The sequence below is a fragment of the Streptococcus mitis genome (genome assembly GCF_047464965.1).
GTDB lineage: Bacteria > Bacillota > Bacilli > Lactobacillales > Streptococcaceae > Streptococcus > Streptococcus mitis_DU.
In genome coordinates, this window is sequence record NZ_JASHAT010000005.1 from 1 (window position 1) to 25,966 (window position 25,966).

Here is a 25,966-nt window from a genome sequence, read left to right on the forward strand (position 1 = left end):
ATATGAATCTTTCTAATGAGTTGTTTCGTCGCTTTTCATTATAGGTCATATGGGACTTTTTTTCTACACAAAAATAGGCTCCATAATATTTATAGGAGATTTACCCACTACAAATATTATAGAGCCAAAAAAATGAACTTGAGTTACCAAGTTCATTTTTTATGTTTTCTTAAGGAGCAAAACTGATGCAGACTGCTTCTGGTACATGGAAGTCATTAGAAAGTTCTGCTAGACGTCCAGTTTCAGAATTGCGTTTAAAGACGGTTGCATTGTCAGAGTCCTGATGGACAGCAATGACAAATTCTTGATCTGGTGTCAAATCAAAATCACGTGGAGTCTGACCATGTGTCGGAACGATTTCTAACAACTCTAAGCTTCCATCCGCAAGAATTGTATATACCGCGATAGAATCATGACCACGGTTAGAAGCGTAGAGGTATTTACCATCTTTAGAGAGACGAATAGCAGCAGTACCATTAAAACCTTCATAACCGTCTGGTAGAGTTGAAATGACTTGCATGCGTTCAAATTCGCCAACACCATCGTAGATTAGAACCTCGATAGTGCTATTGAGTTCACAAATGAGATAAGCAATTTTATAATGGTTATGGAAAATAATATGGCGTGAGCCTGCTCCTGGCTGGCTATGATAGGTATAGAGCTTAGATAATTTTCCTTCTGAATCAAGATCATAGGTGATGACTTGGTCAGTACCCAAGTCGCAGGTCACTAGATAGTTGTCAGGTGTTAAATCTGTATAGTGAACATGTGGAGAAGCTTGATTTTCATGTGGACCTTGGCCACTGTGTTGATCCACATCACTAAGTAGAAGACGACCATCTTCCTGACGTTTATAAACAAGGACCTGTCCCTTGTGGTAGTTTGCTGCGTACACCAAATCACGCTGTTCATCAACTGCAACATAACAGTGGGGTGCTCCCTCTTCCACGACATGATTTAATAATGTCCCGTCAGTTTGATAGGCAGCGATTCCTCCCTTATCGTCTTGGCTACCAACAGTGTATAAATGCTGGTGCTGGTCAAAGGCAAGGTAGGTTGGACTTGGCTCAGTAGCAAAAAGTTCTAGATTTGAAAGCTGACCAGTTTCTGTATCAAAGTCTGCCTTGTAAATCCCTTGAGAAGTCCGACGTGTATAAGTTCCAAAATAAACAGTTTCTTTCATAACTTTACCTCTATATAAAAGATAAGACTATTATATCACAAAAATTGTAGTTGGAGGAATTCTATAACGCATAATTAAACATAATAAAATATTAAATTTAACTTGTTTTTGTATTGATTTCCTTTTGAAAAGTGCTATAATAATCCTATACAAATTGTAAAGGAGTTTGTTTATGAAAAAACGTGTTTTCTTAGCAGCAGGAGTTGCTGTACTCTCGGCAGCTGTCCTAGCAGCGTGTTCATCTGGTAATGCTAATAAAGAAGCAAATAAACCAGTTACTTATGCCTATGTATTTTCATCAGATCCTTCGACTCTGGATTATACAGTTTCTGGAAATGTCAGCACTAAACAGGTCACAGGTAACGTTATTGACGGTTTGCTTGAAAATGACCAATATGGCAATCTGGTTCCATCAGTTGCAGAAGATTGGACTGTTTCCAAAGATGGTTTAACCTATACCTATAAAATCCGTCAGGGTGTCAAATGGTATACCAATGAGGGGGAAGAGTATGGTGAAGTCAAGGCTCAGGACTTTGTAACTGGTCTGAAACATGCAGCAGATAAGAAATCACAGGCTCTTTATCTCGTACAGGATTCTATCAAAGGATTGGATGACTATGTAAATGGGAAAACAACAGATTTTTCTAGTGTTGGGGTAAAAGCAACTGACGATTATACTGTAGTCTATACTTTGAATCATCCAGAATCTTTCTGGAATTCAAAAACAACAATGGGAGTCCTTGCACCAGTTAATGAAGACTTTTTAGCTTCTAAAGGAGATGACTTTGGTAAACCAACGGATGTAACGAGCATTCTATACAATGGGCCTTATCTCCTCAAAGGTCTTACATCTAAGTCTTCTATCGAAATGACCAAAAATCAAAACTACTGGGATAAACAAAATGTCTTTATTGATGATATCAAATTATCCTTCTTTGATGGTCAAGATGCAGACTCTCTAGGACGCGGTTTTGATGAGGGACACTATCCAGCTGCACCACTCTTTAAAAACTCTGCTAACTATGAACGTCTAAAAGAAAAATACAAGGATGATATTGTGTATGGTCAACAGCGTGGAGGAGTTTTTTATATCTCAACCAATATCGACCGTGTAAATTACAATCACACTGCTAAAACAAGTGATGCAGAAAAAACTTCTACTAAGAAAGCCTTGTTAAACAAAGATTTCCGTCAAGCCTTGGCTTTTGCGGTAGATCGTAAAGCAGGGATCTCTCAAGTATTTGGTGATGAAGTAGGACCTCGTAAGTTACGGACAAGTTTCACTCCTCCAACATTTGTTCAAGTAGGAGATCAAACATTTGGTCAAGTTACTAAGACAGAATTGGATAAATTGGATAATGTCTGGAAAGATGTCAGTCTTGATGATGCCCAAGATTCACTACATAGTGTAGATAAAGCCAAAGCTAAGTTTGAAGCTGCTAAGAAAACCCTTCAAGCTGAAGGAGTACAGTTCCCAATTCATTTAGATTTGCCAATTTCTTCATCAAATCCAGATTTTATTCGTCAGGTTCAGTCTTATAAACAATCCATTGAGGAAGCCTTAGGCTCTGACAATGTAGTTGTTGATATTCAACAAGTTTCTGATGACGAATTGGGAAGTATGACTACTCTAGCTACTTCCAATGCAAATACTGACTGGGATATTAATGCAGTCAGTGGTTGGACTCCAGACTTTGCAGATCCATCGACTTATCTAGATGTATTTGATCCAACTTCAGGTCCAAGTCTCCTAAGTGCTCTTGGTGTGGCACCAGGAACAGACAATCCAGTTATTAAAACAGTTGGATTGGATAAATACAAAGAATTGATTGATGATGCAAATAGTGAGAAAACAGACCTTCAAAAACGTTATTCCAAATATTCTAAGGCTCAAGCTTGGTTGTCAGATAGTGCACTTGTTATTCCAGTATACTCTGATGGTGCTCAAATGCTAGTGACGAAAATGGTTCCTGGCAGTGGTGCCGGTGGCTGGGTAGGTGACAAGACTAGTGAAAATAGCTACAAGTATCTGAAAATCCAAGATAAGATTGTCACTACTAAAGAAATGGATGAGTTCCGCAAGAAATTTGCTGATGAAAAAGCCAAATCCAATGCTGATTATCAGAAGAACTTAGACCGTCATATTCAAGACTAATCGAATCTCCTCTTTTGAGGAGATTTTTTATGTTGCTGTCTCCATGTAAGCACTTTAAAAAAGAGTTATTTTGATTTAAAAATGGTATAATGAGAGAACAATAGAAAGGAAGTATTTATGGAGCAAAAAGAGAAACATTTTAGCCTATCTTGGTTTTTCAAGTGGTTTTTGGATAATAAGGCCATTACGGTATTTTTGGTGACCTTATTATTGGGACTGAATCTTTTTATTTTAAGTAAGATTAGTTTTCTATTTTCACCTGTTTTAGACTTTTTGGCGGTCGTGATGTTGCCAGTCATTCTATCTGGTTTGCTATATTATTTATTAAATCCTATTGTTGATTGGATGGAGAAGCATAAGGTGAATCGTGTTATAGCTATCACTATTGTCTTTGTCATCATCGCTCTTTTTATCATTTGGGGCTTGGCAGTAGCTATTCCAAATCTGCAACGTCAAGTTTTAACATTTGCAAGAAATGTACCAATCTATCTTGAAGATGCTGACAGGGTTATTGATGATTTGGTAACCAAGCGTTTACCAGATGATTTCAGGCCTCAGTTAGAACAAGTTTTGACAAACTTCTCTAGTCAGGCTACAGTTTGGGCGAGCAAGGTTTCATCTCAGGCAGTCAACTGGGTGAGTGCATTTATTAGCGGCGCATCTCAAGTGATTGTTGCCTTGATTATCGTTCCTTTCATGCTCTTTTATCTCTTACGTGATGGGAAAGGCCTGCGTCACTATTTGACCCAATTCATGCCAACGAAATTGAAAGAACCTGTTGGACAAGTTTTATCAGATGTGAATCAGCAGTTGTCCAACTATGTTCGAGGGCAAGTGACAGTGGCTATTATTGTTGCGGTAATGTTTATGATCTTCTTCAAGATCATTGGTCTACGCTATGCGGTTACGCTGGGTGTTACTGCTGGTATTCTAAATCTGGTTCCTTATCTTGGTAGCTTCTTAGCCATGCTCCCTGCTCTAGTATTGGGTTTGATTGCTGGTCCAGTCATGCTTTTGAAAGTAGTGATTGTCTTTATCGTAGAACAAACTATTGAAGGCCGTTTTGTCTCTCCATTGATTTTGGGAAGTCAATTAAATATCCATCCCATTAATGTTCTCTTTGTCTTGTTAACTTCAGGATCCATGTTTGGTATCTGTGGAGTCTTGCTCGGTATTCCGGTTTATGCCTCTGCTAAAGTTGTCATTTCAGCCATTTTCGAATGGTACAAGGTAGTCAGTGGCCTATATGAACTAGAGGGAGAGGAAGTCAAGAGTGAACAATAGTCAACAGATGTTACAGGCTTTGGAAGAGCAAGATTTAACCAAGGCTGAGCATTATTTCGCTAAAGCTTTAGAAAATGATCCAAGTGACCTTCTGTATGAGTTAGCTACTTATCTTGAAGGGATTGGTTTTTATCCTCAGGCCAAGGAAATTTACCTGAAAATTGTAGAGGATTTTCCAGAGGTTCATCTTAATCTAGCAGCTATTGCTAGCGAGGATGGTCAAATCGAGGAAGCCTTTGCCTATCTTGAGGAAATCCAAGCTGACAGTGACTGGTATGTTTCGGCTTTGGCTCTTAAAGCAGACCTCTACCAGCTGGAAGGTTTGACAGATGTGGCGCGTGAGAAATTATTGGAGGCCTTGACTTACTCAGAGGATCCTCTCTTGATATTGGGATTAGCAGAGTTGAATAGTGAGTTGGAAAATTATCAAGAGGCCATTCAAGGCTATGCCCAGTTAGATAATCGTACTATTTATGAGCAAACAGGCATTTCTACCTATCAACGGATTGGCTTTGCCTATGCACAGTTGGGGAAATTTGAAACGGCTGCAGAGTTTTTAGAAAAAGCCCTGGAGTTAGAATACGATGACCTAACAGCTTTTGAGTTGGCCAGTCTTTACTTTGATCAAGAAGAATACCAAAAAGCTGTCCTCTATTTTAAGCAGCTTGATACCATTTCTCCTGACTTTGAAGGCTATGAATATGGTTATAGTCAGGCCTTACATAAGGAACATCAAGTTCAAGAAGCCCTACGTATCGCTAAGCAAGGCTTAGAGAAAAATCCCTTTGAAACTCGCCTCTTGCTAGCTGCTTCACAATTCTCTTATGAATTGCATGATGCCAGTAGTGCAGAAAACTACCTCCTTACTGCTAAAGCAGACGCTGAGGACACAGAAGAAATTTTACTCCGTTTAGCAACTATTTATCTAGAACAGGAGCGCTATGAGGATATTCTAGACTTACAAAGTGATGAGCCAGAGAATCTTTTGACCAAGTGGATGATTGCTCGTTCTTATCAAGAGATGGACGATTTGGATACTGCCTACGAGCATTACCAAGAATTAGTAGGAGATTTGAAGGACAATCCAGAGTTTCTGGAACACTATATCTATCTCTTGCGTGAATTGGGCTACTTTGAAGAAGCAAAAGTCAATGCTCAAACTTACTTAAAACTAGTTCCAGATGATGTGCAAATGCAAGAACTATTTGAGAGATTGTAAGAATATTTTTTTAAAAACTGTATCTAATCATTTTTGATAGATATAGTTTTTCTTTTTCAAAGAGAATTTTTTTACAAAAATTCTTGGTTGTTTTGTTTATTTATGCTATAATAGGAACAATTATTTTTAGGAGGTGCAGTATGTCTTATTTGTTTGAGATATTACCGAGTTTATTGAGCGGTGCAAGCATGACTTTGCAGGTTTTTGCACTGGTCTTGATTTTTTCTATTCCCTTGGGCGTTTTGATTGCCTTTGCCTTGCAAGTCCATTGGAAGCCCCTCCATCATTTGATTAATATTTATATTTGGATTATGCGAGGCACACCCTTGCTCTTGCAATTAATCTTTATCTATTATGTGCTGCCAACTATTGGGATTCGTTTGGACCGTCTTCCTGCGGCTATCATTGCCTTTGTGTTGAATTATGCGGCTTACTTTGCTGAAATCTTCCGTGGAGGGATTGATACCATTCCTAACGGTCAATATGAGGCTGCTAAGGTCTTGAAATTCAGTCCTTTTGACACAGTACGCTATATTATCTTGCCCCAAGTGACCAAGATTGTTCTTCCTAGCGTATTTAACGAAGTCATGAGTTTGGTCAAGGATACTTCTCTGGTCTATGCTCTAGGTATTTCAGACCTTATCTTGGCGAGTCGAACAGCTGCAAACCGTGATGCTAGTCTGGTTCCAATGTTCTTAGCAGGAGCCATTTACTTGATTTTGATTGGGATTGTGACCATTCTTGCCAAAAAAGTTGAGAAGAAGTACAGTTACTATAGATAGGAGGCTGCCATGTTAGAATTACGAAATATCAATAAAGTCTTTGGTGAAAAGCAAATTTTATCCAATTTCAGTCTAAAAATTCCTGAAAAGCAAATCCTAGCTATCGTTGGGCCTTCTGGTGGAGGTAAGACAACCCTCTTACGTATGCTTGCGGGTCTTGAAACCATTGATTCAGGGCAAATCTTTTATAATGGAGAATCTTTAGAACTGGATGAACTAGAGAAGCGGAATTTACTGGGATTTGTATTCCAAGATTTTCAACTTTTTCCTCATTTATCCGTTCTAGACAATTTGACCTTATCGCCCGTAAAAACCATGAGAATGAAGCAAGAAGAGACTGAGAAGAAGGCGCGAGGGCTTTTGGAACAATTAGGACTGGCTGGTCATGCAGACGCCTATCCTTTCTCACTATCTGGTGGTCAAAAGCAGCGGGTAGCCTTAGCGCGTGCTATGATGATTGACCCAGAAATCATTGGCTACGATGAACCAACTTCTGCACTTGATCCAGAATTGCGCTTGGAAGTGGAAAAACTGATCTTGCAAAATAGGGAACTTGGCATGACGCAGATTGTGGTTACCCACGATTTACAGTTCGCTGAAAATATCGCAGATCAGATTCTCAAGGTTGAGCCCAAGTAGGAGGTGCCAATGACTAATAAGAAAATTGCTTTAGTATTGGTTTCTCTCCTGACTCTTTTTTTAACAGCTTGTACTCAGAAGGCTAGTGATCCAAAGCAGGATAACTGGGATAAATATCAAGAGCAGGGGGCCATTACTATTGGTTTTGACAATACCTTTGTACCCATGGGTTTTGAAGAAAAGAATGGCCAATATACAGGCTTTGATATTGACTTAGCACAAGCTGTCTCTGAAAAATTAGGTTTTAAGGTTCAATTTCAACCCATTGACTGGGATATGAAGGAGACGGAACTGCAAAATGGAACCATTGATGCCATCTGGAATGGCTATTCTGCCACTGATGAACGCCGAGAGAAAGTTGCCTTTAGCATTCCATATATGGAAAATCAGCAAGTTCTGGTTACGAAGAAAAGCCAGCAGATTCGTTCAGTAGAGGATATGAAGGATAAGACCTTGGGAGCCCAAGCAGGTTCCTCTGGTTATTTAGACTTTGAAGCCCAGCCAGATTTACTGAAAAATCGTGTCAAAGATCAGAAGGCTAATCAGTACCAGAGTTTTAATGAGGCCTTGATTGACTTGAAAAATGATCGGATTGATGCCTTGTTGATTGACCGAGTGTATGCTAATTACTATCTCCAGTCTGAGGGGATATTAAATGACTACAATGTCTTTTCAGCAGGATTTGAAAGTGAATCCTTTGCGGTCGGAGTTAGACCAGCAGACAAGAGATTACTACAAGCTTTAAACCAAGCCTTTGTTCAACTGTACAAAGAAGGGAAGTTCCAAGAAATTAGCCAAAAATGGTTTGGAGAAGATGTAGCAACCAAAGAAGTGAAAAGTAGAGATTGAGTTTTCCTCAATCTCTTTTTGCATCGAAAAATCCCCTGACAAGAGCCAGAGGATAAGTGATTATTTCATTGTTGGGAAGAGCAATACGTCACGGATAGTTGTTGTATCAGTAAGGAGCATGCAGAGACGGTCGATACCGATTCCCAAACCACCTGTTGGTGGCATACCGTATTCAAGAGCTTCGATGTAGTCATAGTCGATGCCGGTTGCTTCATCGTCACCAAGTTCTTTAGCTTTAGCTTGGGCTTCAAAACGGCTAAGTTGGTCGATTGGGTCGTTCAACTCAGTAAAGGCATTACCGTACTCCTTAGTCATGATGAAGAGCTCGAAACGGTCAGTAAAGCGTTCGTCTTCAGGATTTTTCTTAGCGAGCGGAGATACAGCTACTGGATGTCCATAGACAAAGGTTGGCTGGATCAAGGTTTCTTCAACAAACTCTTCAAAGAAGGCATTGATAATGTGGCCAACTTCAGTGTAGTGTTTTTCAACAGGAACTTTCTTCTCAGCAGCGATAGCTTTGGCTTCCTCGAAAGTCATGTCTTGCCAGAAATCGACACCAGTAATTTCTTTGATAGCATCCACCATATGAACACGTTTAAATGGTTCGTTAATCTTGATTTCAGTACCTTGATAGTTGACTGGACCATCGCCTTTGACTGATTTAGCAGCGTGTTGGATAATGCCTTCCGTCAAGTCCATGATATCTTGGAAGTCTGCATAAGCTTGGTAAACTTCGATAGAAGTGAACTCAGGGTTATGAGTAGCGTCCATTCCTTCGTTACGGAAGATACGGCCAATTTCGTAGACGCGTTCCATACCACCGACGATAAGGCGTTTCAAGTGAAGCTCAGTTGCGATACGAAGCACCATATCAATGTTTTGGGCATTGTGGTGGGTGATAAATGGACGGGCTGCCGCACCACCAGCTTCGTTGTGAAGAACAGGTGTTTCCACTTCAAGGAAACCTTTTTGATCAAGGTAACGACGGATTTCAGAAATGATTTTTGAACGAGTGACAAAGCGCTCAAAGCTTTCACGGTTAGAAATCAAGTCAAGGTAACGTTTACGGTAAATTGTTTCAACGTCTGTCAAACCGTGGAATTTCTCAGGGAGTGGGCGAAGTGCTTTAGACAAGTGAGTGATGTGAGTAGCTTTGATAGAGAGTTCTCCCATATCTGTACGCATCACTTCACCTTCGACACCAAGGAAGTCACCAAGGTCTGCTTTTTTGAAGATTTCATAGTTTTCTTCACCGACAGCATCCTTACGAACGTAAATCTGGATTTGACCTTCGCGGTCTTGAAGGTGGGCAAAACCTACTTTACCTTTACCACGTTTGGTTACCAAGCGTCCTGCGATAGTAGCTGTTTCGTTTTTATCATGTAATTGTTCTTTATCGAGGTCGGCATATTTATCTTTTAATTCTTGTGAATTTGCAGTGCGTTCAAAGCGTTTTCCGAAAGGATCGATTCCTTGTTCACGAAGCGCAGCCATTTTTTCACGGCGAACGATCTGCTGGTCATTTAGTTCTTCCATATGTTCTGTTGACATGGGATCCTCCTAGTTTTACTCAAAATTGAATACGATGAGTCATTTTTTGCGATACTCCCATTTTATCATAAATAGCCAAGAAATTCACGGATAATCTTTAAAAACTAAAAAGAACTTGACGCTAATACTCTTCGAAAATCAAATTCAAACCACGTCAACGTCGCCTTGCCGTACTCAAGTACAGCCTGCGGCTAGTTTCCTAGTTTGCTCTTTGATTTTCATTGAGTATAAAATCAAGTTCTGTTATTGATAGGAAGTATCATTCCAAGTATCGAGAGTAAATGTTTCAAAATCATGGGTTTCTAGAATGGTCAGGCTGGCATTTGCTAGACCGCCATCTTTACGAAGAAGAGGTTCTTTATAACCTAGGAGAGTACGAAGACTAGCAGTAAGATTAGCGCCGTGACCGACAATTAGAATACGCTCAGCTGGACTATCTTTTAATGATTTGATAAATTGGATGGTCCGTTGCGTGGTGCTATAGAGGGATTCGGCTCCAAACATTTGAGTGTCAAATTGAGCAAGATTAGATCGAAAAGCTTTGATTTGTTGCGGGTAAATAGCTTCCAAGGTTGCGATTTTCAAACCTTCTAACTTCCCCAGCTGCCATTCACGGAGATTAGAAACACTTTCTAAAGGACAGGGTGTCTTGAGTTGACTTTGGATAATCTCAGCAGATTTGACCGCTCGAGGTAAATCACTTGAATAAATCTGATCGAAAGGAACATCCTTGAGATACTGCCCTAGTTGTTTTAGGGTGTCAATAGATTCAGGAAGAAGGGGAGAATCTCCGCTAGCACCTTGAAAGCGTCCTTCTTGGTTCCAGACTGTACGACCGTGGCGGACAAAGTAGAGTTTCATTACTTACTGTCCTCCAAGATATCTGCAAAGTCAGCTTTTACAAAGCTAGCCAAGTCTTGTGGTGCGACGATAATGCTGTGACCAACTTCTCCAGCAGAGACAATCATTTGATCCAAGTCTAGAGCGATCTTATCGATAAAAATGGGGTAATTGTGTTTCTGACGAATTCCGACAGGATTATTGGCTCCATGAATGTAACCAGTTGTTTTTTCCAAATCCTTTTGGGGAATCATGCTCACTTTTTTATTGCCAGAAATTTTAGCTAGTTTCTTTTCAGACAAGTGTTGAGTGATAGGGACAATTCCGATAATCGATCCTGTTTTATCTCCCAAAAGAGCCAAGGTTTTGAAAATCTGATCTCGTTCATAATCTTGAGGAAGTTCTCCTTCAAGGGCATTGATTTGAATCCCTTGATGTGGGATACCTGCTTTAGACAGGATTTGTTCCACCAATGTTTTTTTGATTTTTACTTTTTTTGCCATTATTTATATTTATCCTCCAATTGACTCATCCAAATACCAAGCCAGATTCCCAGAGCAAAGAAGAAGGCGATGATGACATACCCAACAAGAGAAATACCAGTGTATTGGATACTTTCAGCGTTTCCTGCATTCGGAATCAAGATCAAAAGAGTACTTGATAGGACGATACCGATGATGAAATGATAGACGCGTGAGTGATAGTTGTTTAAGGCATAATCCATCAATTTTGAAAAAATGATGAGAGTTGCACCTGCCCCGATTCCAATCGGGAAGAAGGTTCCCAAGAGGTCAAAGGTTTTAAAACCAGTCAACATAGGAGCATAGAGACCCAAAATCAAAAGGAGATTTGATGGACTGAGGCCAGGAACTAATACGCCAAGAGCCAGCAGTGCACCAGCTAGGACGAAATTAAGAAAGCTGGCACTTAAGGTTCCAACAACAAAATTTAAGGCATAGAGACCTAGTCCAGAAATGATAAAGGTTGCCCAGAACCAAGCTAAATCAATCTTGTCTCGGTCAGATTCTCGAGTTGATTCTTTGAGAAGGCTAGGAACTGTACCAATGATGGCACCTGCAAAGCTCCATAAGACAAAGACCTGATAATTTTCAAGCAGGTATTCAATCGGGTAGGAAAATAAGCCGATTCCCAGAAGCATACCGATGGCAACTGGAATAAAGTACAAAACATTTTCTTTAAAGTCTTTAAAGGGATGGGCCAGAAAGCCAATCATTCGTTCATAAATTCCTAAGATTGCTGCTAGAACCCCTCCGGAAATTCCCGGTAGAATAAATCCAAGAGCAATGACAATCCCTTTAATAACACGTGCTAACCATGAAAACATATTTTTCCTCCAACTATTTCTATTTCAAAAAATCCTTACTATATTGTAACACAATCAAACACAAAAAGAAAAAGCAAATGATAAACAAATGCTTTTAAGGTTTTAAAAAGAGTTTTCTAAAGGTTTCTTCTTTGTTCTTTAAGGCAGAGATAACGTTGATATCCAAATCGTGGTCAAAGCCAGCAATTTTTCCTTTAGACGTGTACTGGTGAATGTCGTAATCTAAATCAGTTTTAGGAGTAGCTTCGTAAAATCCTGAGTCAGAACCATAGGAAGGAATCCAAACAGAGGTAAACTTGTCTGTATCAATACTGTGCTCTTCCATGAAGTAGACCCCAACGTAGATTCCGATATTTTTAGCACCCAGTGATTCAAGCTTTGCTCGGAAGGCTTCAACACCGTCGTTCATATTAGACATGGTTTTTTCTTCCACGTCTAGCCAATAGTAACTTGGACTGTATGGAGAAGAGGCGTTATAGAATACCTCAGCAGCTTTTTCCATCTCCTGGACATTTTTTCCGGCTACATAGGCATAGACAGCAACTGGGACATTTCGTTTTTGAAACTCAGTGATATGGGTTTTAAAGGCCTTATCAACACCATTAACATAGGAAGCATCGTTCTCTTTGGACGTTTGAGCACCACTATGGACGCGAACAATAGCTCCAGAAATGTTTTGGGAGAGAGTATCGTAATTAATTTCCTCAGGACGTTGCCAACCAGAAACATCAATCACCGGTTTATCTATATTATGTAGCGCTTGCGTTTCTACTTGCGCGATATTTGACTTTGTTTTTACAGGATGGTCCTCAAAACGAGGGCGATTCAGGATTAAAATGAAAATCATAATCCCCAAAAAACCAAACAAAATAAGTGGATTTATTTTCTTTCTCATATCTCATAATTTTACCTTAAAAATGAGAAAAAATCAAAAAAAATACTCAAAAAATGGGTTAAGAAAGGACTTTAGAGCATTTTTTCATTCAAGGGCGCGGAATGATTTGAAATATGGTATAATAAAAGGGAATTTCTAGAGAAAAGAGAAGATTATGTCAAATTATGCCATTATTTTAGCAGCGGGTAAAGGGACTCGCATGAAATCTGATTTGCCAAAAGTGTTGCACAAGGTTGCGGGTATTTCTATGCTGGAACATGTTTTCCGTAGTGTGGGAGCTATCCAACCTGAAAAGACAGTAACAGTTGTAGGACACAAGGCGGAATTGGTTGAGCAGGTCTTGGCTGGACAGACAGAATTTGTGACTCAATCTGAACAGTTGGGTACTGGCCATGCAGTTATGATGACGGAGCCTATCTTAGAAGGTTTGTCAGGTCACACCTTGGTCATTGCAGGGGATACTCCTTTAATCACAGGTGAAAGCTTGAAAAACTTGATTGATTTTCACATCAATCATAAAAATGTGGCCACTATCTTGACTGCTGAAACGGATAATCCTTTTGGCTATGGACGAATTGTTCGTAATGACAATGCGGAGGTCCTTCGTATTGTTGAGCAGAAGGATGCTACAGATTTTGAAAAGCAAATCAAGGAAATCAACACTGGAACATATATTTTTGATAACGAGCGTTTGTTTGAGGCTTTGAAAAATATCAATACCAACAACGCTCAAGGTGAATACTATATCACAGATGTCATTGGCATTTTCCGAGAAGCTGGTGAAAAAGTTGGCGCTTATACTTTGAAAGATTTTGATGAGAGTCTTGGAGTAAATGACCGTGTAGCACTTGCGACAGCTGAGTCGGTTATGCGTCGCCGCATCAATCACCAACACATGGTCAACGGTGTTAGCTTTGTCAATCCAGAAGCAACTTATATCGATATTGATGTTGAGATTGCTCCTGAAGTTCAAATCGAAGCCAATGTTACCTTGAAGGGGCAAACGAAAATTGGTGCTGAGACTGTTTTGACAAATGGTACTTATGTAGTGGATAGCACTATCGGAGCAGGAGCTGTTATTACCAACTCAATGATTGAAGAAAGTAGTGTTGCAGACGGTGTGACAGTCGGTCCTTATGCCCACATTCGTCCAGGTTCATCTCTAGGTGGCCAAGTCCATATTGGTAACTTTGTTGAGGTTAAAGGGTCTTCTATCGGCGAGAATACTAAGGCTGGTCATTTGACTTATATCGGAAACTGTGAAGTGGGTAGCCATGTTAACTTTGGTGCTGGAACCATTACAGTCAACTATGACGGCAAAAACAAATACAAGACAGTCATTGGAAACAATGTCTTTGTTGGTTCAAACTCAACCATTATTGCGCCAGTAGAACTTGGTGACAATTCCCTCGTTGGTGCTGGCTCAACGATTACCAAAGACGTTCCAGCAGATGCGATTGCCATTGGACGCGGTCGTCAGGTTAACAAAGACGAATATGCAACTCGCCTTCCTCATCATCCTAAGAATCAGTAGGAGTCTGTCATGGAATTTGAAGAAAAAACGCTTAGCCGAAAAGAAATCTATCAAGGACCAATTTTTAAACTGGTTCAAGATCAGGTTGAATTACCAGAAGGCAAGGGAACTGCCCAACGGGATTTGATTTTCCACAATGGAGCTGTCTGTGTTTTAGCAGTAACGGATGAACAAAAACTCATCTTGGTTAAGCAGTACCGCAAAGCCATCGAGGCTGTCTCTTACGAAATTCCAGCCGGAAAACTGGAAGTAGGAGAAAATACAGACCCTGTGGCAGCAGCACTTCGTGAATTAGAGGAAGAAACAGCCTATACAGGGAAATTAGAACTTTTGTATGACTTTTATTCAGCCATTGGCTTTTGTAATGAAAAATTAAAACTATACCGAGCAAGCGATTTGACAAAGGTGGAAAATCCGCGTCCGCAGGACGAGGATGAGACCTTGGAAGTCCTTGAAGTGAGCCTAGAAGAAGCTAAGGAATTAATCCAATCAGGTCATATCTGCGATGCCAAGACAATTATGGCTGTTCAGTATTGGGAATTGCAAAAAAAATAGAGGAGGTCAGTATGGGTAAACCTTTATTAACGGATGAAATGATTGAAAGAGCTAATAGAGGCGAAAAGATTTCAGGTCCTCCTTTGCTAGATGATGAGGAGACAAAAATTTTACTAACCTCTTCTTCCCGTTTTGGTTATGCCAATCCTAAGGATCATGGTTTTAGCCAGGAAACCTTGAAGATTCAGGTCGAACCGTCTATTCATAAAAGCCGTCGCATTGAAAATACCAAGAGAAATGTCTTCAATTCTAAGTTGAATAAGATTTTATTTGCAGTCATCTTTCTCTTGATTTTGCTTGTCTTAGCAATGAAACTTTTGTAATGGAAAAGGAATTGAAATGAAAATAGGAATTATTGCTGCTATGTCAGAAGAACTGGCTTATCTGGTCCAGCATTTAGACAATGCCCAGGAGCAAGTTGTTTTAGGCAATACCTATCACACAGGAACCATTGCTTCTCATAAAGTCGTTCTTGTAGAAAGTGGAATTGGTAAGGTCATGTCTGCTATGAGTGTGGCGATTTTGGCTGATCATTTTCAAGTGGATGCTTTGATTAACACAGGATCAGCTGGGGCAGTGGCAGAAGGTATTGCTGTTGGGGATGTTGTGATTGCTGACAAATTAGCCTATCATGATGTGGATGTTACAGCTTTTGGCTATGCTTATGGACAAATGGCACAACAACCACTTTATTTCGAATCAGACAAAACCTTTGTTGCCAAAATTCAAGAGAGTCTATCTCAATTGGACCAGAACTGGCATCTTGGTTTGATTGCTACAGGAGATAGTTTTGTTGCAGGAAATGACAAGATAGAAGCGATTAAGTCCCATTTCCCAGAAGTTTTAGCCGTTGAGATGGAGGGGGCAGCTATTGCTCAGGCAGCGCATGCTCTTAATCTTCCAGTCTTAGTTATCCGAGCTATGAGTGACAATGCCAACCATGAAGCAAACATCTCTTTTGATGAGTTTATTATCGAAGCTGGACGTCGCTCTGCCCAAGTCTTATTAGCCTTTTTGAAGGCTTTAGATTAAGCGAAAATTTGACAGTTTTTCTAGCTTATGATAAGATTTAAGTAAAGAAAAGCTAGAAAACGTTTCAGAGGATATTATGAGTATTGAAATGACCGTCAGTGAGATTGCAGAGGTCTTAGGATTATCTCGCCAAGCAATCAATAACCGTGTCAAAGAATTACCAGAAGAAGACACAGATAAAAATGACAAAGGGGTAACAGTCGTTACCAGAAGTGGCTTGATTAAGCTAGAAGAAATCTATAAAAAAACGATTTTTGAAGATGAGCCTGTCAGTGAGGATGTCAAGCAACGTGAGTTGATGGAGATTCTGGTTGATGAGAAGAATGCAGAAATTCTCCGCCTTTATGAACAATTAAAAGCCAAGGATCGCCAGTTATCAGAAAAAGATGAGCAGATGCGTATCAAAGACCGCCAGATTGCTGAGAAAGACAAACAACTCGATCAGCAGCAACAATTGACCCTTCAAGCCATGAAGGATCAAGAAAATCTTAAGCTAGAGCTGGACCAAGCAAAAGAAGAAGTCCAATCAACTAAGAAAGGCTTTTTTGCTCGTTTATTTGGAGGATAATCAAGGAGCTGTTTAGGTTAAATGCTAACCTGATGGCTTCTTTTGTTTCTAAATAGTATAGTTGCTCAAGTAATACTCAATGAAAATCAAAGAGCAAACTAGGAAACTAGCCGCAGGCTGCTCAAAGCACTGCTTTGAGGTTGTAGATAAGACTGACGAAGTCAGTTACATATATCTACGGCAAGGCGACGTTGACGTGGTTTGAAGAGATTTTCGAAGAGTATAAAATAACAGTATAGGAGAGGTATAGAATGGAACGATTAGAAGATTACATTGCTTTTGACTTAGAATTTAATCAGCATGAAGGGCAAACACACTTGATTCAAGTATCGGCAGTGCGTTTTAGAGATGGTCAGGAAATTGATGCTTATGATTCCTATGTTCATACCAGTGTGCCTCTAAAGAGTTTTATCAATGGTTTGACTGGGATTACAGCTGAAACCTTAAAAGATGCTCCCCCAGTGGAGGAAGTTATAAAAGAATTCCAAGAGTTTGTGGGTTCTTTGCCGATGATAGGCTACAATGCTGTTAAAAGTGATTTGCCTATTTTAGAGGACCACGGTTTAGACTACAGCCAGCAGTACAAGGTAGATTTGTATGATGAAGCTTTTGAACGTCGGAGTTCGGATTTACATGGTATTGCCAATCTCAAATTGCAAACTGTTGCCTCGTTTCTTGGGTTTCAAGGTCAGTCTCATAATAGTCTAGAGGATGCTCGGATGACGGCGCGTGTTTACGAGTCCTTCCTAGAGTCGGATCAAGCTAGAGAATTGTTAGAGACAGAAAGTAGCCTATCAAACAATCCTTTTGGCGGCTTGGACTTGTCTCAATTATTTGACTAGGAGTGCCTATGAAACCTGAAAAACCTAAAAATCTAGGTTTTAGGAAAATCTACTTTAATCTAGATAAAATTCTCTTTCTCTTTTTCTTGATATTCATGATGATCGAGTTTGTCTGGTTACCACTTAATTCTTGGATTGCTGGACTTTTGCTCCGTCAGACAGGTTATCTCTTTCTATCTTACAACAATATTTTTGCCATTATAAAAGGTTCTCCCTTTGTTAGTCTTGCTTTATTTATTCTGGTAATCGTTAATTTACTGATCGCCTATTACCAGATAGGACTTCTCTTTATCGGAGCCCGGCACCTACTCTATCATGAAAAGAGAACTTTGCTGGAGTACAGTCGTAAGGTCTTTCGACAAAGTTTCTTGTTTATGAAGCAAGCGACACTTTCCAAGATAGCCTTTATCTTCTTTTATATCATGATGCTCTTTCCATTGATTCGAAAGATTTTAAAGATTTATTACCTCAATAAAATCGTCATTCCGGACTTTATCGTTGATTATGTGGAAGACAAGTATTGGCTAGTAGGTATAGTGGTTACTATTCTTGCTTTACTTCTATTTTACATTTCAGTGCGCTTGATGTTTGCCCTACCTCAGCTTTTATTTGAGAAGAAAACAGTCAAAGAAGCAGTCAGATACAGTCTAGAGAAGACAAGAAAGCACTCCTGGTTTTATATTTGGAACTTGCTTTGGATTGTCGTCAAAACCTACATATTTTTCATTCTTTTATTGATCCCAATCTTGACAAGTCAGGCACTGATGGATGGTTTGACCCATAAGGAATCTCTTGTACTGGGAATTATTAACTTTGTCTTGATTAAGAATTTCCACTACATAGCCTTGACTTACTTTCTCATTAAGTTTGTTTCCTTCTTAACAGGAGAAGAATTAGAAATCACACCAAGGAGAAAGAAAGACCACTGGATGAGATGGGGAGTGATGGGCTGTGCCGCTATCTTTTTCGCTCTTGAGGGTTATGTTTATTTAGAAGCTCCAGTTGCTAACAAACCTTTGATTATCTCTCACAGGGGAGTATCTAATAAGAATGGTGTGCAAAATACCGTCCAATCACTAGAAAAAACCGCTCAGTTATCTCCAGACTTCGTTGAGACGGATGTTCAGGAAACAAAAGATGGCCAGTTTGTCATGATGCATGATGCCAATATCAAGAATTTGACAGGAGTTAATGCCAAACCTCAGGATTTAACCTTGGAGGAATTGACCAAACTCGATATTTCAGAAAATGGTTATCATAGCAAGGTGTCTAGTTTTGATGACTATCTCAATAAAGCCAATGAATTACATCAAAAACTCCTTATTGAAATTAAAACTAGTCGAAAAGATAGCCCAGATATGATGAAACGCTTTATGGAAAAATATGGAACTGTTCTTAAGCAGAATGGTCACCAAATGCAATCCTTGGACTACCATGTGATTGACCAGGTTTTAGCCTACGATACTCAAATTCCAGTCTTTTTAATCCTACCTTATAATAGTATTTTTCCAAGAACCAAGGCCACAGGTTATACTATGGAGTATTCAACCTTGGATGAAAATTTTGTCAACAAGCTTTGGAATACCGATCAAAAATTGTACGTGTGGACCATCAATAGTTCAGAGTCCTTTGATAAATCTGTTCATTTGGGTGCAGACGGCATGATAACGGATGACTTGGAAATGATTCAAGATCAGGTTACCATTGCCCAAGAAGACCCAGAGTATACGGATTTACTGTTCAAACAGGCCATGGAATTCTTTAATTTTTAGTAAGCAAAAAGAGGAACAGTTGTTCCTCCCATGATAGGCAAGTATTCTCTTGAATGCTTGTTTTTCTTATGCTTAGAATGGCAATTTTCCAGCGAAAGCACCTAATTTTTTCTTGGTAGTTTCATCGATTTGTTCAAGAGCAGAGTTGATGGCTTGAACAGTCATATCAGAAAGAGTTTCAAGATCTTCAGGGTCAACGACAGCTGGATTGAAGTCAATGCTGACAACTTTTTTGTCACCTGTTAAGGTAGCTTGAACAAGGTCTTGAGCAGATTTGCCAACAAATTGCATAGCAGCAAGTTCTGCTTGACTTTGTTCCATTTGTTTTTGAAGTTTTTGTGCTTGGCGCATCATGTTTTGCATGTTCATCATGGTGATTTATAGTTTCCTTTTATCTTATTTTCTTTTTTATTTTATCAATTTTAACGTTAAAAGTCTAATCTTTTTCTGAGTGAATCTAAGAATTGTGCTTGGCAGTGGAAAATAAAAGTAGACTTCCTGCGAAACAAAAATATGATACAATAAAACTATGAATCAAGTAAAGTATTAAGTGATGCACGATTTAAGCGTCTTGTTGGCGTTCAGCGCACTACTTTTGAAGAGATGTTAGCTGTGTTAAAAATAACTTATCAACGTAAACACGCAAAAGGTGGACGAACCCCTAAGTTAAGCCTAGAAGACCTCCTAATGGCTACTCTTCAATATATGCGAGAATACCTCACTTATGAACAAATTACGGCTGATTTTGGCATTCACGAAAGCAACTTAATCCGTCGGAGTCAATGGGTTGAAGCAACTCTTATTCAAAGTGGCTTTACGATTTCAAAAACTCATCTTAGTGCTGAGGATACGGTGATTGTGGATGCAACAGAGGTAATAATCAATCGTCCTAAAAAATCAACTAGCCAATTATTCTGGTAAAAAGAAATGTCATGCTATGAAGTCTCAGGCGATTGTCACAAGCCAAGGGAGAATTGTTTCTTTGGATATTGCAGTTGAACTATTGCCATGATATGAAGTGGTTCAAAATGAGTCGCAGAAATATCGGACAAGCTGGTAAAATCTTGGCAGACAGTGGTTATCAAGGGATCATGAAGATGTATTCACAAGCGCAAATTCCGAGGAAATCAAGCAAACTTAAGCCACTAACTCTTGAAGATAAATCCTATAATCATGTGCTATCTCAAGAGAGAATCAAGGTTGAGAATATTTTGGCCAAAGTAAAAACGTTTAAAATGTTTTCAACAACCTATCGAAATCGACGTAAACGATTTGGATTACGAATGAATTTGATTGCTGGAATTATCAACTGTGAACTAGAATTCTAGTTTCGCAGGAAGTCTAATAAAAAACTTTGTTCTCTAGAAACCATCGTGTGGCTAGCTAGAGTGCAAAGTTTTTTTAACTATCATGCTTTCCTTAAGAATCATTTCAAAATGTGATATAATAAGAATAAATTGGAAAAAGGAAATTATTTTCATTATATTTTCAAAACTCCATTAATAAAATAGGCAAAGACAAGATTAGAAAGTGAATATTCCGATGTCTTCTTACAAAAAGGTCTCACTTTCTGAGATTAATCAGTCTATTGATACTCCAAATAATAATCATTTTTGGCAAAATCTAAAAGTATTCTTGGGCCCCGGAGCTCTTGTAGCAGTTGGCTATATGGATCCTGGAAACTGGATTACCAGTGTGGTTGGAGGTGCTTCCTATAAGTATAGTCTTTTATTTGTTATTTTGATTTCATCAATCATTGCCATGCAGTTACAACAGATGTCTGGAAAGCTAGGCATCGTGACGAGGATGGATCTAGCGCAGGCAACAGCCTATCATGCCCCCAAGTGGCTCCGCTATAGTCTATGGGTAATTGTAGAATTAGCTCTAATGGCGACAGATTTGGCTGAAGTTTTAGGATCAGCGATTGCCTTAAATCTTTTATTTCACATACCGATTATGGTAGCCATCCTTTTAACCGTTTTAGATGTATTTCTTTTGCTTTTGTTGATGAAATTTGGTTTCAAGAAGATTGAAGCTATTGTTACAACCCTTATCTTAACCATATTAGGTATCTTTTCTTATCTGGTGGCTTTATCCAATCCAAGTATGCAGGGGATTTTTGGTGGCTATTTACCGACTTCGACTTTATTTGAAAGTCCCTTGCCAGGACATGAGAGTCAACTGACTTTGGCTTTAGGGATTGTGGGAGCAACAGTCATGCCCCATAATCTCTATCTCCATTCATCCCTATCTCAAACAAGAAAAATCAACCATAAGGATAAGAAAGATATACGAAAAGCTGTCCGTTTTATGACCTGGGACTCAAATCTTCAGTTGTCCCTAGCCTTTGTTGTCAATTCCTTGCTTCTTATTTTAGGGGCCTCCCTCTTTTTTGGACATGCATCCGAAATTTCAGCTTTCTCTCAAATGTACAATGCTTTACAGGATTCGACAATAGCAGGAGCGATAGCCAGCTCAACTCTGTCAACTTTGTTTGCTTTAGCTCTCTTAGCAAGTGGCCAAAATTCTACTATTACAGGTACTTTGACTGGACAGATCGTTATGGAAGGTTTCTTGCATATGAAATTACCACAGTGGATTATTCGTGTCGGAACACGGATTTTTGCCTTGCTCCCTGTGATGATAGTCGCTGTCTTGTTTGGGCATCAAGAAAAGACCTTAGATCAGTTATTGGTCTATTCACAGGTCTTTCTTTCAATCGCTCTTCCATTCTCAATTTTTCCCTTAATTTATCTGACTTCTAAGAAGTCAGTGATGGGAGAATTTACCAATGCTAAGTGGAACACAATTCTAGGCTACGTAGTTTCAATCATCTTGACCATTCTCAATATCAAGCTTCTTTTCGATATTTTTTAACCCCGTTTGAAATCAATTATAGTGTCAGCGTGATGGTTGACAAATAGAAAGTAGTAGTGATTGGTTCATAAAAAGAAGAAAAAAAGAACAGTCGAAACTGTTCTTTTTATCATTATTTGAGACCGTATTTTTTGTTGAAACGATCCACGCGTCCATCTGCTTGAGTGAACTTTTGACGTCCAGTGTAGAATGGGTGTGAGTCTGATGAAATTTCCACACGGATCAATGGGTAAGTTTCGCCTTCGAACTCAACTGTTTCGTTAGAGCGTTTTGTTGAACCGCTAAGGAATTGGTAACCAGTAGTTGTGTCCATGAAGACAACTGGGCGATATTCTGGATGGATATCTTTTTTCATTTTGCAATATTTCCTTTCTGCCATGGTCTCTTTGCGAGCCATAGATTGTTACCATACTAGTCTATCAGATTCTGAAAAGTTTGGCAAGTATTTTATCAGTTTTTAAGCAAGTTTTTTAACTTTTGGTAGATGATTTCGTTTTCTTCTAGACTATAGGAATTAGCACCGCTTGCTAGAGGGTGGCCTCCACCATCATGTTCCTTGGCGATTTCATTGATAGGATGGATTTTACTGCGTAAGCGAACACGGTAGTGGCCATCAGCCTGCTCTACAAAAATTCCCCAGATACTTACACTGTCAATACGTCCAGGTGCACCGACAATGGCTGCAGTTTCAGCATCGGTAACATTGAAATGTTTTAAGATTTTCTGACTCAGGATAACGCGAGCAGCACCATTTTCATCCACTTCCAAATGGTCGTAGATGTAGCCTTGCAGTTTAGCAATTTTGTAACTCATAGTGTCCATTTTGCGAGTGAGAGCCGCAAAGTCAAAGTTCTGTTCTCTTAGAGAGGCAGCCAGACGAAGAGTTCGTGCAGTTGTAGAAGGGTAGAGGAAGCGACCTGTATCACCAACAATTCCTGCAAAGAGCAATTCAGCAGCTCGATCTGACAAGGCCAGTTGGGTTGTTTGGGCAAATAGGGTAATCATCTCACTAGCGCTGCTTGAACTAGTATCCACCCAAGATAGGTCACCATATACATCATCATTTGGATGGTGGTCAATCTTAATGAGAAAATCACCTTGACGATAGCGCTTATCATCGATACGAGCAGTATTAGCCGTATCACAGACGATAACAAGTGCCTCTTGGTAGACACTATCTTCAACAAGATCCATCTCAGCCATCCAAGTTAGAGTTGGTTCATCAAAACCAACTGCTTTGATGGTTTTTTCTGGGAAATGATGTTTGAGAAGAGCTTTCAAGCCCACTTGACTTCCCAAGGCATCTGGGTCTGGTTTCATATGACGGTGAATGATAATCGTGTCGTATTCTTTGATTTTTTCTAAAATTTGATGGCAAATGTCCATAAATAACCTCAATTCTTTCTCATTTCATTGTAGCACAAGAATTTTTATTTTTAAAATGAAAAAGATGTGATATAATGGAGAAAGATAAATTGAGGAGGACGATATGGCATTAGCAAAAATTGTATTTGCCAGTATGACCGGTAATACCGAAGAAATTGCAGATATTGTAGCAGACAAATTACGTGACTTGGGCTTGGATGTCGATGTTGATGAATGTACAACTGTTGACGCTTCAGACTTCTTGGAAGCAGACATCGCTATCGTTGCAACCTATACTTATGGTGATGGAGAATTGCCAGATGAGATGATGGACTTCTACGAAGACCTAGCTGACCTCAACTTGAATGGCAAAATCTACGGAGTGGTCGGATCAGGAGATACCTTCTACGATGAATTCTGTAAGGCTGTCGATGACTTTGACCGCGTTTTTGTAGCGACAGGGGCAGAAAAAGGTTCAGAGTGTGTCAAAGTTGATCTCTCTGCTGAGGAAGAAGACATTGAACGCTTGGAACAATTCGCAGAAGAATTGGCTGCTAAAGTAGGATAAGCATAAAACTGCGCTGATGTAATCAATCAGTGCATTTTTCTTATCGTGACTTGGGATTTTACTAGCCTATTTGGTGGCTTTTTGATACAATAATTCAAATAAAGGAGGAGACTGTATGGATTTAGATAGTATTCGTCAAGAAATTGATCAAATTAACGATCAAATTGTCAAACTGTTAGAAGAACGAATGCATTTAGTTGAAGGGGTTGTCGCTTATAAGAAGACTTCAGGGAAACCGATTTTAGATACCAAGAGAGAAGCAATTATCTTTGAAAAGGTTAGGAGTCGTGTAGAGGACAAGCGCTATCAGGAGACTATTGTAGCGACTTTTTCGGACATACTCAAACGTTCGCGTGATTATCAGGATCAAAATATCAAATGAAAAAAGAACATTTTTATCCGCTAGGGATTTTTCTAGCTGCTATGTTGGGCGGACTTGTCCGCTACCTAGTTTCCACTTGGTTACCAGCCAGTCCTGACTTTCCTTGGGGAACCCTTCTTGTCAACTATCTAGGTATTTTCTGCTTGGTTTATCTTGTTAAGGGCTATCTGGTCTATAAGGGAACCAGTAAAGGCGTTATTTTAGCACTGGGTACAGGTTTTTGCGGAGGTTTAACAACCTTTTCTAGTCTCATGCTTGATGCTGTGAAACTACTTGATACAGGGCGTTATCTTAGTTTAGTTATGTATTTGCTTTTGAGCATCGGTGGAGGACTGCTTTTAGCTTACTATTTAGGGAGGAAGAGATGGTAATCGTCTATCTTACAATTGCTTGTGGTTTCGGAGCTTTAGTGCGCTATTTCTTTTCCCGCTATAATCAAGCATCTAAATTGCCCCTCGGAACGCTTATAGCCAATCTTTTGGGTTGTTTTTTGATTGGATTATTTTACAATCATGTGGAGTCCAAGGAAGTTTATGCTATTCTAGCGACAGGATTTTGTGGAGGTCTGACGACTTTTTCAACCTTGAATGACGAACTCCAAAGACTGTTAAGCAATAAGAAGGTATTTTATAGCTATCTAGCCTTAACCTACCTAGGTGGTTTGATTGCGATTTTTTTAGGAATTCTGCTATAAATTTCTTTACTTTTTTGTGGAAATTTGGTAAACTGTATCTTGTGTGTAATGGACGCACAAAAATACAGTTTATCCGCTGAGGAAGGTTCCTCAAGATTGACAAAGATAGGAGAATAAAATGAATCCATTAATCCAAAGCTTGACTGAAGGTCAACTTCGTACAGATATCCCATCATTCCGTCCTGGTGACACTGTTCGTGTACACGCGAAAGTTGTCGAAGGTAACCGTGAACGTATCCAGATTTTTGAAGGTGTTGTTATCGCACGTAAAGGTGCTGGCATCTCAGAAAACTACACAGTTCGTAAAATCTCTAACGGTGTAGGTGTTGAGCGTATCTTCCCAATTCACACTCCACGTGTTGAAAAAATCGAAGTTGTTCGTTACGGTAAAGTACGTCGTGCGAAATTGTACTACTTGCGTGCTCTTCAAGGTAAAGCAGCTCGTATCAAAGAAATCCGTCGTTAATTCGACTAAAAAACTCTGCTTTTCAGCAGAGTTTTTATCTAGCTCCCTTAGTTCAATGGATATAACAACTCCCTCCTAAGGAGTAGTTGCAGGTTCGATTCCTGCAGGGGGCAGTAAATCAATCAAAAAGCACTGAATGGTCAGTGTTTTTTTCTTGTTCTAAAATGGAAACCGTTTCAGATGAAAATAGAGGTGTGGTATAATAGGAGAAAGTATAAATACTAATTTTATTGGGATTTCTCTCCTTATTATGGGGTTGGATTGAGTATTAGGATCTAGATTTCTGAGAAAAATAATGATGTTTGAGTAAATAAGGAAGTAGGATGAAAATTTCTGGAACAAGGTCTATCATCACATTTGACTATGAAAATGGCTATGTTTTAAAAGCAGAGGGAGAGTTGTTGACTGATGGTAGCTTTATTGTATATAGGTCAAGCATACAGAATTGGGAGCCACCTTACAATCACATTCCTATCACACAGAACGAGATAGATAAACTTGTCGAGGAAGTGAACTTCAGGATGACGGAGCAAACAATTCAGATCGAATTTATCTGAGTTAGAGTAGGA

The 25,966-nt window shown here is 39.4% G+C and carries 29 protein-coding genes, 1 tRNA gene and 1 pseudogene; 22 read left to right on the forward strand and 9 right to left on the reverse strand.

The window, feature by feature from the left end; translation table 11 throughout:
- Window positions 1-169: 169 nt before the first annotated feature.
- Entirely contained in the window at window positions 170-1,183 is a 1,014-nt protein-coding gene (locus QM408_RS03950) for a lactonase family protein (protein WP_237446787.1), read from the reverse strand.
- 172 nt (window positions 1,184-1,355) lie between these two features.
- Between QM408_RS03950 and QM408_RS03955 the strand changes: the two genes are divergently transcribed.
- The 6 genes from QM408_RS03955 (at window position 1,356) to QM408_RS03980 (ending at window position 8,111) form a co-directional block, all read left to right on the forward strand.
- Window positions 1,356-3,338 (forward strand): peptide ABC transporter substrate-binding protein, encoded by a 1,983-nt coding sequence (locus QM408_RS03955; RefSeq protein WP_237446788.1) that lies wholly within the window; start codon window positions 1,356-1,358, stop codon window positions 3,336-3,338.
- Window positions 3,339-3,455: 117 nt separating this feature from the next.
- Window positions 3,456-4,622, forward strand: coding sequence for an AI-2E family transporter (locus QM408_RS03960; protein WP_237446789.1), 1,167 nt, complete (start codon window positions 3,456-3,458; stop codon window positions 4,620-4,622).
- Window positions 4,612-5,841: a tetratricopeptide repeat protein gene (locus QM408_RS03965; RefSeq protein ID WP_237446790.1), complete on the forward strand. Its 1,230-nt coding sequence runs from the start codon at window positions 4,612-4,614 to the stop codon at window positions 5,839-5,841. The genes QM408_RS03960 and QM408_RS03965 overlap by 11 nt, the downstream gene beginning before the upstream one ends.
- Window positions 5,842-5,981: 140 nt before the next feature.
- Window positions 5,982-6,623: an amino acid ABC transporter permease gene (locus QM408_RS03970; RefSeq protein WP_237446791.1), complete on the forward strand. Its 642-nt coding sequence runs from the start codon at window positions 5,982-5,984 to the stop codon at window positions 6,621-6,623.
- Window positions 6,624-6,632: 9 nt separating this feature from the next.
- A complete protein-coding gene (locus tag QM408_RS03975) occupies window positions 6,633-7,262 on the forward strand; it encodes an amino acid ABC transporter ATP-binding protein (RefSeq protein ID WP_203180450.1) in 630 nt (209 codons plus the stop codon).
- 9 nt (window positions 7,263-7,271) lie between these two features.
- Window positions 7,272-8,111 (forward strand): amino acid ABC transporter substrate-binding protein, encoded by an 840-nt coding sequence (locus QM408_RS03980; protein WP_237446792.1) that lies wholly within the window; start codon window positions 7,272-7,274, stop codon window positions 8,109-8,111.
- Between the two features lie 60 nt (window positions 8,112-8,171).
- Here the strand turns inward: QM408_RS03980 and lysS are convergent, their stop codons facing one another.
- The 5 genes from lysS to QM408_RS04005 all read right to left on the reverse strand — a co-directional run bounded on the left by lysS (window position 8,172) and on the right by QM408_RS04005 (window position 12,742).
- Complete coding sequence (lysS, locus tag QM408_RS03985; protein WP_020902752.1) at window positions 8,172-9,662, reverse strand: lysine--tRNA ligase; 1,491 nt, start codon at window positions 9,660-9,662, stop codon at window positions 8,172-8,174.
- 243 nt (window positions 9,663-9,905) lie between these two features.
- On the reverse strand, window positions 9,906-10,523 hold the full coding sequence (locus tag QM408_RS03990) for a histidine phosphatase family protein (protein ID WP_049547266.1): 618 nt from the start codon (window positions 10,521-10,523) through the stop codon (window positions 9,906-9,908).
- Window positions 10,523-11,005 (reverse strand): aminoacyl-tRNA deacylase, encoded by a 483-nt coding sequence (locus QM408_RS03995; RefSeq protein WP_237446793.1) that lies wholly within the window; start codon window positions 11,003-11,005, stop codon window positions 10,523-10,525. The genes QM408_RS03990 and QM408_RS03995 overlap by 1 nt, the downstream gene beginning before the upstream one ends.
- The gene (locus QM408_RS04000) at window positions 11,005-11,847 is read right to left on the reverse strand and encodes a DUF368 domain-containing protein (protein WP_237446794.1); all 843 of its coding nucleotides are present in this window, start codon (window positions 11,845-11,847) and stop codon (window positions 11,005-11,007) included. Before QM408_RS04000 ends, QM408_RS03995 begins: the two co-directional genes overlap by 1 nt.
- 94 nt (window positions 11,848-11,941) lie before the next feature.
- Entirely contained in the window at window positions 11,942-12,742 is an 801-nt protein-coding gene (locus QM408_RS04005; protein WP_237446795.1) for a glycoside hydrolase family 25 protein, read from the reverse strand.
- Between the two features lie 154 nt (window positions 12,743-12,896).
- Here QM408_RS04005 and glmU point away from each other — a divergent pair, with 154 nt between their 5' ends.
- The 7 genes from glmU (at window position 12,897) to QM408_RS04040 (ending at window position 19,045) form a co-directional block, all read left to right on the forward strand.
- Complete coding sequence (gene glmU, locus QM408_RS04010) at window positions 12,897-14,276, forward strand: bifunctional UDP-N-acetylglucosamine diphosphorylase/glucosamine-1-phosphate N-acetyltransferase GlmU (RefSeq protein ID WP_237446796.1); 1,380 nt, start codon at window positions 12,897-12,899, stop codon at window positions 14,274-14,276.
- Window positions 14,277-14,285: 9 nt separating this feature from the next.
- Window positions 14,286-14,831: an NUDIX hydrolase gene (locus QM408_RS04015; RefSeq protein WP_000393819.1), complete on the forward strand. Its 546-nt coding sequence runs from the start codon at window positions 14,286-14,288 to the stop codon at window positions 14,829-14,831.
- 11 nt (window positions 14,832-14,842) lie between these two features.
- Window positions 14,843-15,154, forward strand: a complete 312-nt coding sequence (macP, locus tag QM408_RS04020; RefSeq protein WP_237446797.1) for a cell wall synthase accessory phosphoprotein MacP — start codon at window positions 14,843-14,845, stop codon at window positions 15,152-15,154.
- A gap of 16 nt (window positions 15,155-15,170) precedes the next feature.
- Window positions 15,171-15,863 (forward strand): 5'-methylthioadenosine/adenosylhomocysteine nucleosidase, encoded by a 693-nt coding sequence (locus tag QM408_RS04025; RefSeq protein WP_237446798.1) that lies wholly within the window; start codon window positions 15,171-15,173, stop codon window positions 15,861-15,863.
- A gap of 76 nt (window positions 15,864-15,939) precedes the next feature.
- Entirely contained in the window at window positions 15,940-16,431 is a 492-nt protein-coding gene (gene rocS, locus QM408_RS04030; RefSeq protein WP_000021242.1) for a chromosome segregation protein RocS, read from the forward strand.
- Between the two features lie 251 nt (window positions 16,432-16,682).
- The gene (locus QM408_RS04035; protein WP_237446799.1) at window positions 16,683-17,273 is read left to right on the forward strand and encodes a 3'-5' exonuclease; all 591 of its coding nucleotides are present in this window, start codon (window positions 16,683-16,685) and stop codon (window positions 17,271-17,273) included.
- Between the two features lie 8 nt (window positions 17,274-17,281).
- Window positions 17,282-19,045 (forward strand): glycerophosphoryl diester phosphodiesterase membrane domain-containing protein, encoded by a 1,764-nt coding sequence (locus QM408_RS04040; protein ID WP_237446800.1) that lies wholly within the window; start codon window positions 17,282-17,284, stop codon window positions 19,043-19,045.
- A gap of 72 nt (window positions 19,046-19,117) precedes the next feature.
- Here the strand turns inward: QM408_RS04040 and QM408_RS04045 are convergent, their stop codons facing one another.
- Window positions 19,118-19,417 (reverse strand): YbaB/EbfC family nucleoid-associated protein, encoded by a 300-nt coding sequence (locus tag QM408_RS04045; protein WP_000981526.1) that lies wholly within the window; start codon window positions 19,415-19,417, stop codon window positions 19,118-19,120.
- Window positions 19,418-19,570: 153 nt separating this feature from the next.
- Here QM408_RS04045 and QM408_RS04050 point away from each other — a divergent pair.
- Together QM408_RS04050 and QM408_RS04055 are read left to right on the forward strand one after the other, a co-directional pair.
- A pseudogene (locus tag QM408_RS04050) lies at window positions 19,571-20,373 on the forward strand (IS5 family transposase); the annotation flags it as partial.
- Between the two features lie 214 nt (window positions 20,374-20,587).
- Window positions 20,588-21,922, forward strand: a complete 1,335-nt coding sequence (locus tag QM408_RS04055) for an Nramp family divalent metal transporter (RefSeq protein ID WP_084927353.1) — start codon at window positions 20,588-20,590, stop codon at window positions 21,920-21,922.
- A gap of 112 nt (window positions 21,923-22,034) precedes the next feature.
- Here the strand turns inward: QM408_RS04055 and QM408_RS04060 are convergent, their stop codons facing one another.
- On the reverse strand, window positions 22,035-22,277 hold the full coding sequence (locus QM408_RS04060) for a type B 50S ribosomal protein L31 (RefSeq protein WP_000710764.1): 243 nt from the start codon (window positions 22,275-22,277) through the stop codon (window positions 22,035-22,037).
- 95 nt (window positions 22,278-22,372) lie between these two features.
- A complete protein-coding gene (locus QM408_RS04065) occupies window positions 22,373-23,308 on the reverse strand; it encodes a DHH family phosphoesterase (protein WP_261056332.1) in 936 nt (311 codons plus the stop codon).
- A 103-nt stretch (window positions 23,309-23,411) separates the two neighbouring features.
- Between QM408_RS04065 and QM408_RS04070 the strand changes: the two genes are divergently transcribed.
- The 7 genes from QM408_RS04070 to QM408_RS04100 all read left to right on the forward strand — a co-directional run bounded on the left by QM408_RS04070 (window position 23,412) and on the right by QM408_RS04100 (window position 25,954).
- Window positions 23,412-23,855: a flavodoxin gene (locus QM408_RS04070; RefSeq protein WP_001162125.1), complete on the forward strand. Its 444-nt coding sequence runs from the start codon at window positions 23,412-23,414 to the stop codon at window positions 23,853-23,855.
- Between the two features lie 115 nt (window positions 23,856-23,970).
- Window positions 23,971-24,237: a chorismate mutase gene (locus QM408_RS04075; protein WP_033687108.1), complete on the forward strand. Its 267-nt coding sequence runs from the start codon at window positions 23,971-23,973 to the stop codon at window positions 24,235-24,237.
- On the forward strand, window positions 24,234-24,608 hold the full coding sequence (crcB, locus tag QM408_RS04080; RefSeq protein ID WP_229294877.1) for a fluoride efflux transporter CrcB: 375 nt from the start codon (window positions 24,234-24,236) through the stop codon (window positions 24,606-24,608). The genes QM408_RS04075 and crcB (QM408_RS04080) overlap by 4 nt, the downstream gene beginning before the upstream one ends.
- Complete coding sequence (gene crcB / locus QM408_RS04085; RefSeq protein WP_261056330.1) at window positions 24,602-24,931, forward strand: fluoride efflux transporter CrcB; 330 nt, start codon at window positions 24,602-24,604, stop codon at window positions 24,929-24,931. The genes crcB (QM408_RS04080) and crcB (QM408_RS04085) overlap by 7 nt, the downstream gene beginning before the upstream one ends.
- Before the next feature lie 118 nt (window positions 24,932-25,049).
- A complete protein-coding gene (gene rplS / locus QM408_RS04090; protein WP_001068669.1) occupies window positions 25,050-25,397 on the forward strand; it encodes a 50S ribosomal protein L19 in 348 nt (115 codons plus the stop codon).
- A gap of 41 nt (window positions 25,398-25,438) precedes the next feature.
- A tRNA-Arg gene (locus QM408_RS04095) sits at window positions 25,439-25,510 on the forward strand.
- A gap of 210 nt (window positions 25,511-25,720) precedes the next feature.
- Window positions 25,721-25,954, forward strand: a complete 234-nt coding sequence (locus QM408_RS04100; RefSeq protein WP_265495742.1) for an Imm74 family immunity protein — start codon at window positions 25,721-25,723, stop codon at window positions 25,952-25,954.
- Window positions 25,955-25,966 lie beyond the last annotated feature (12 nt).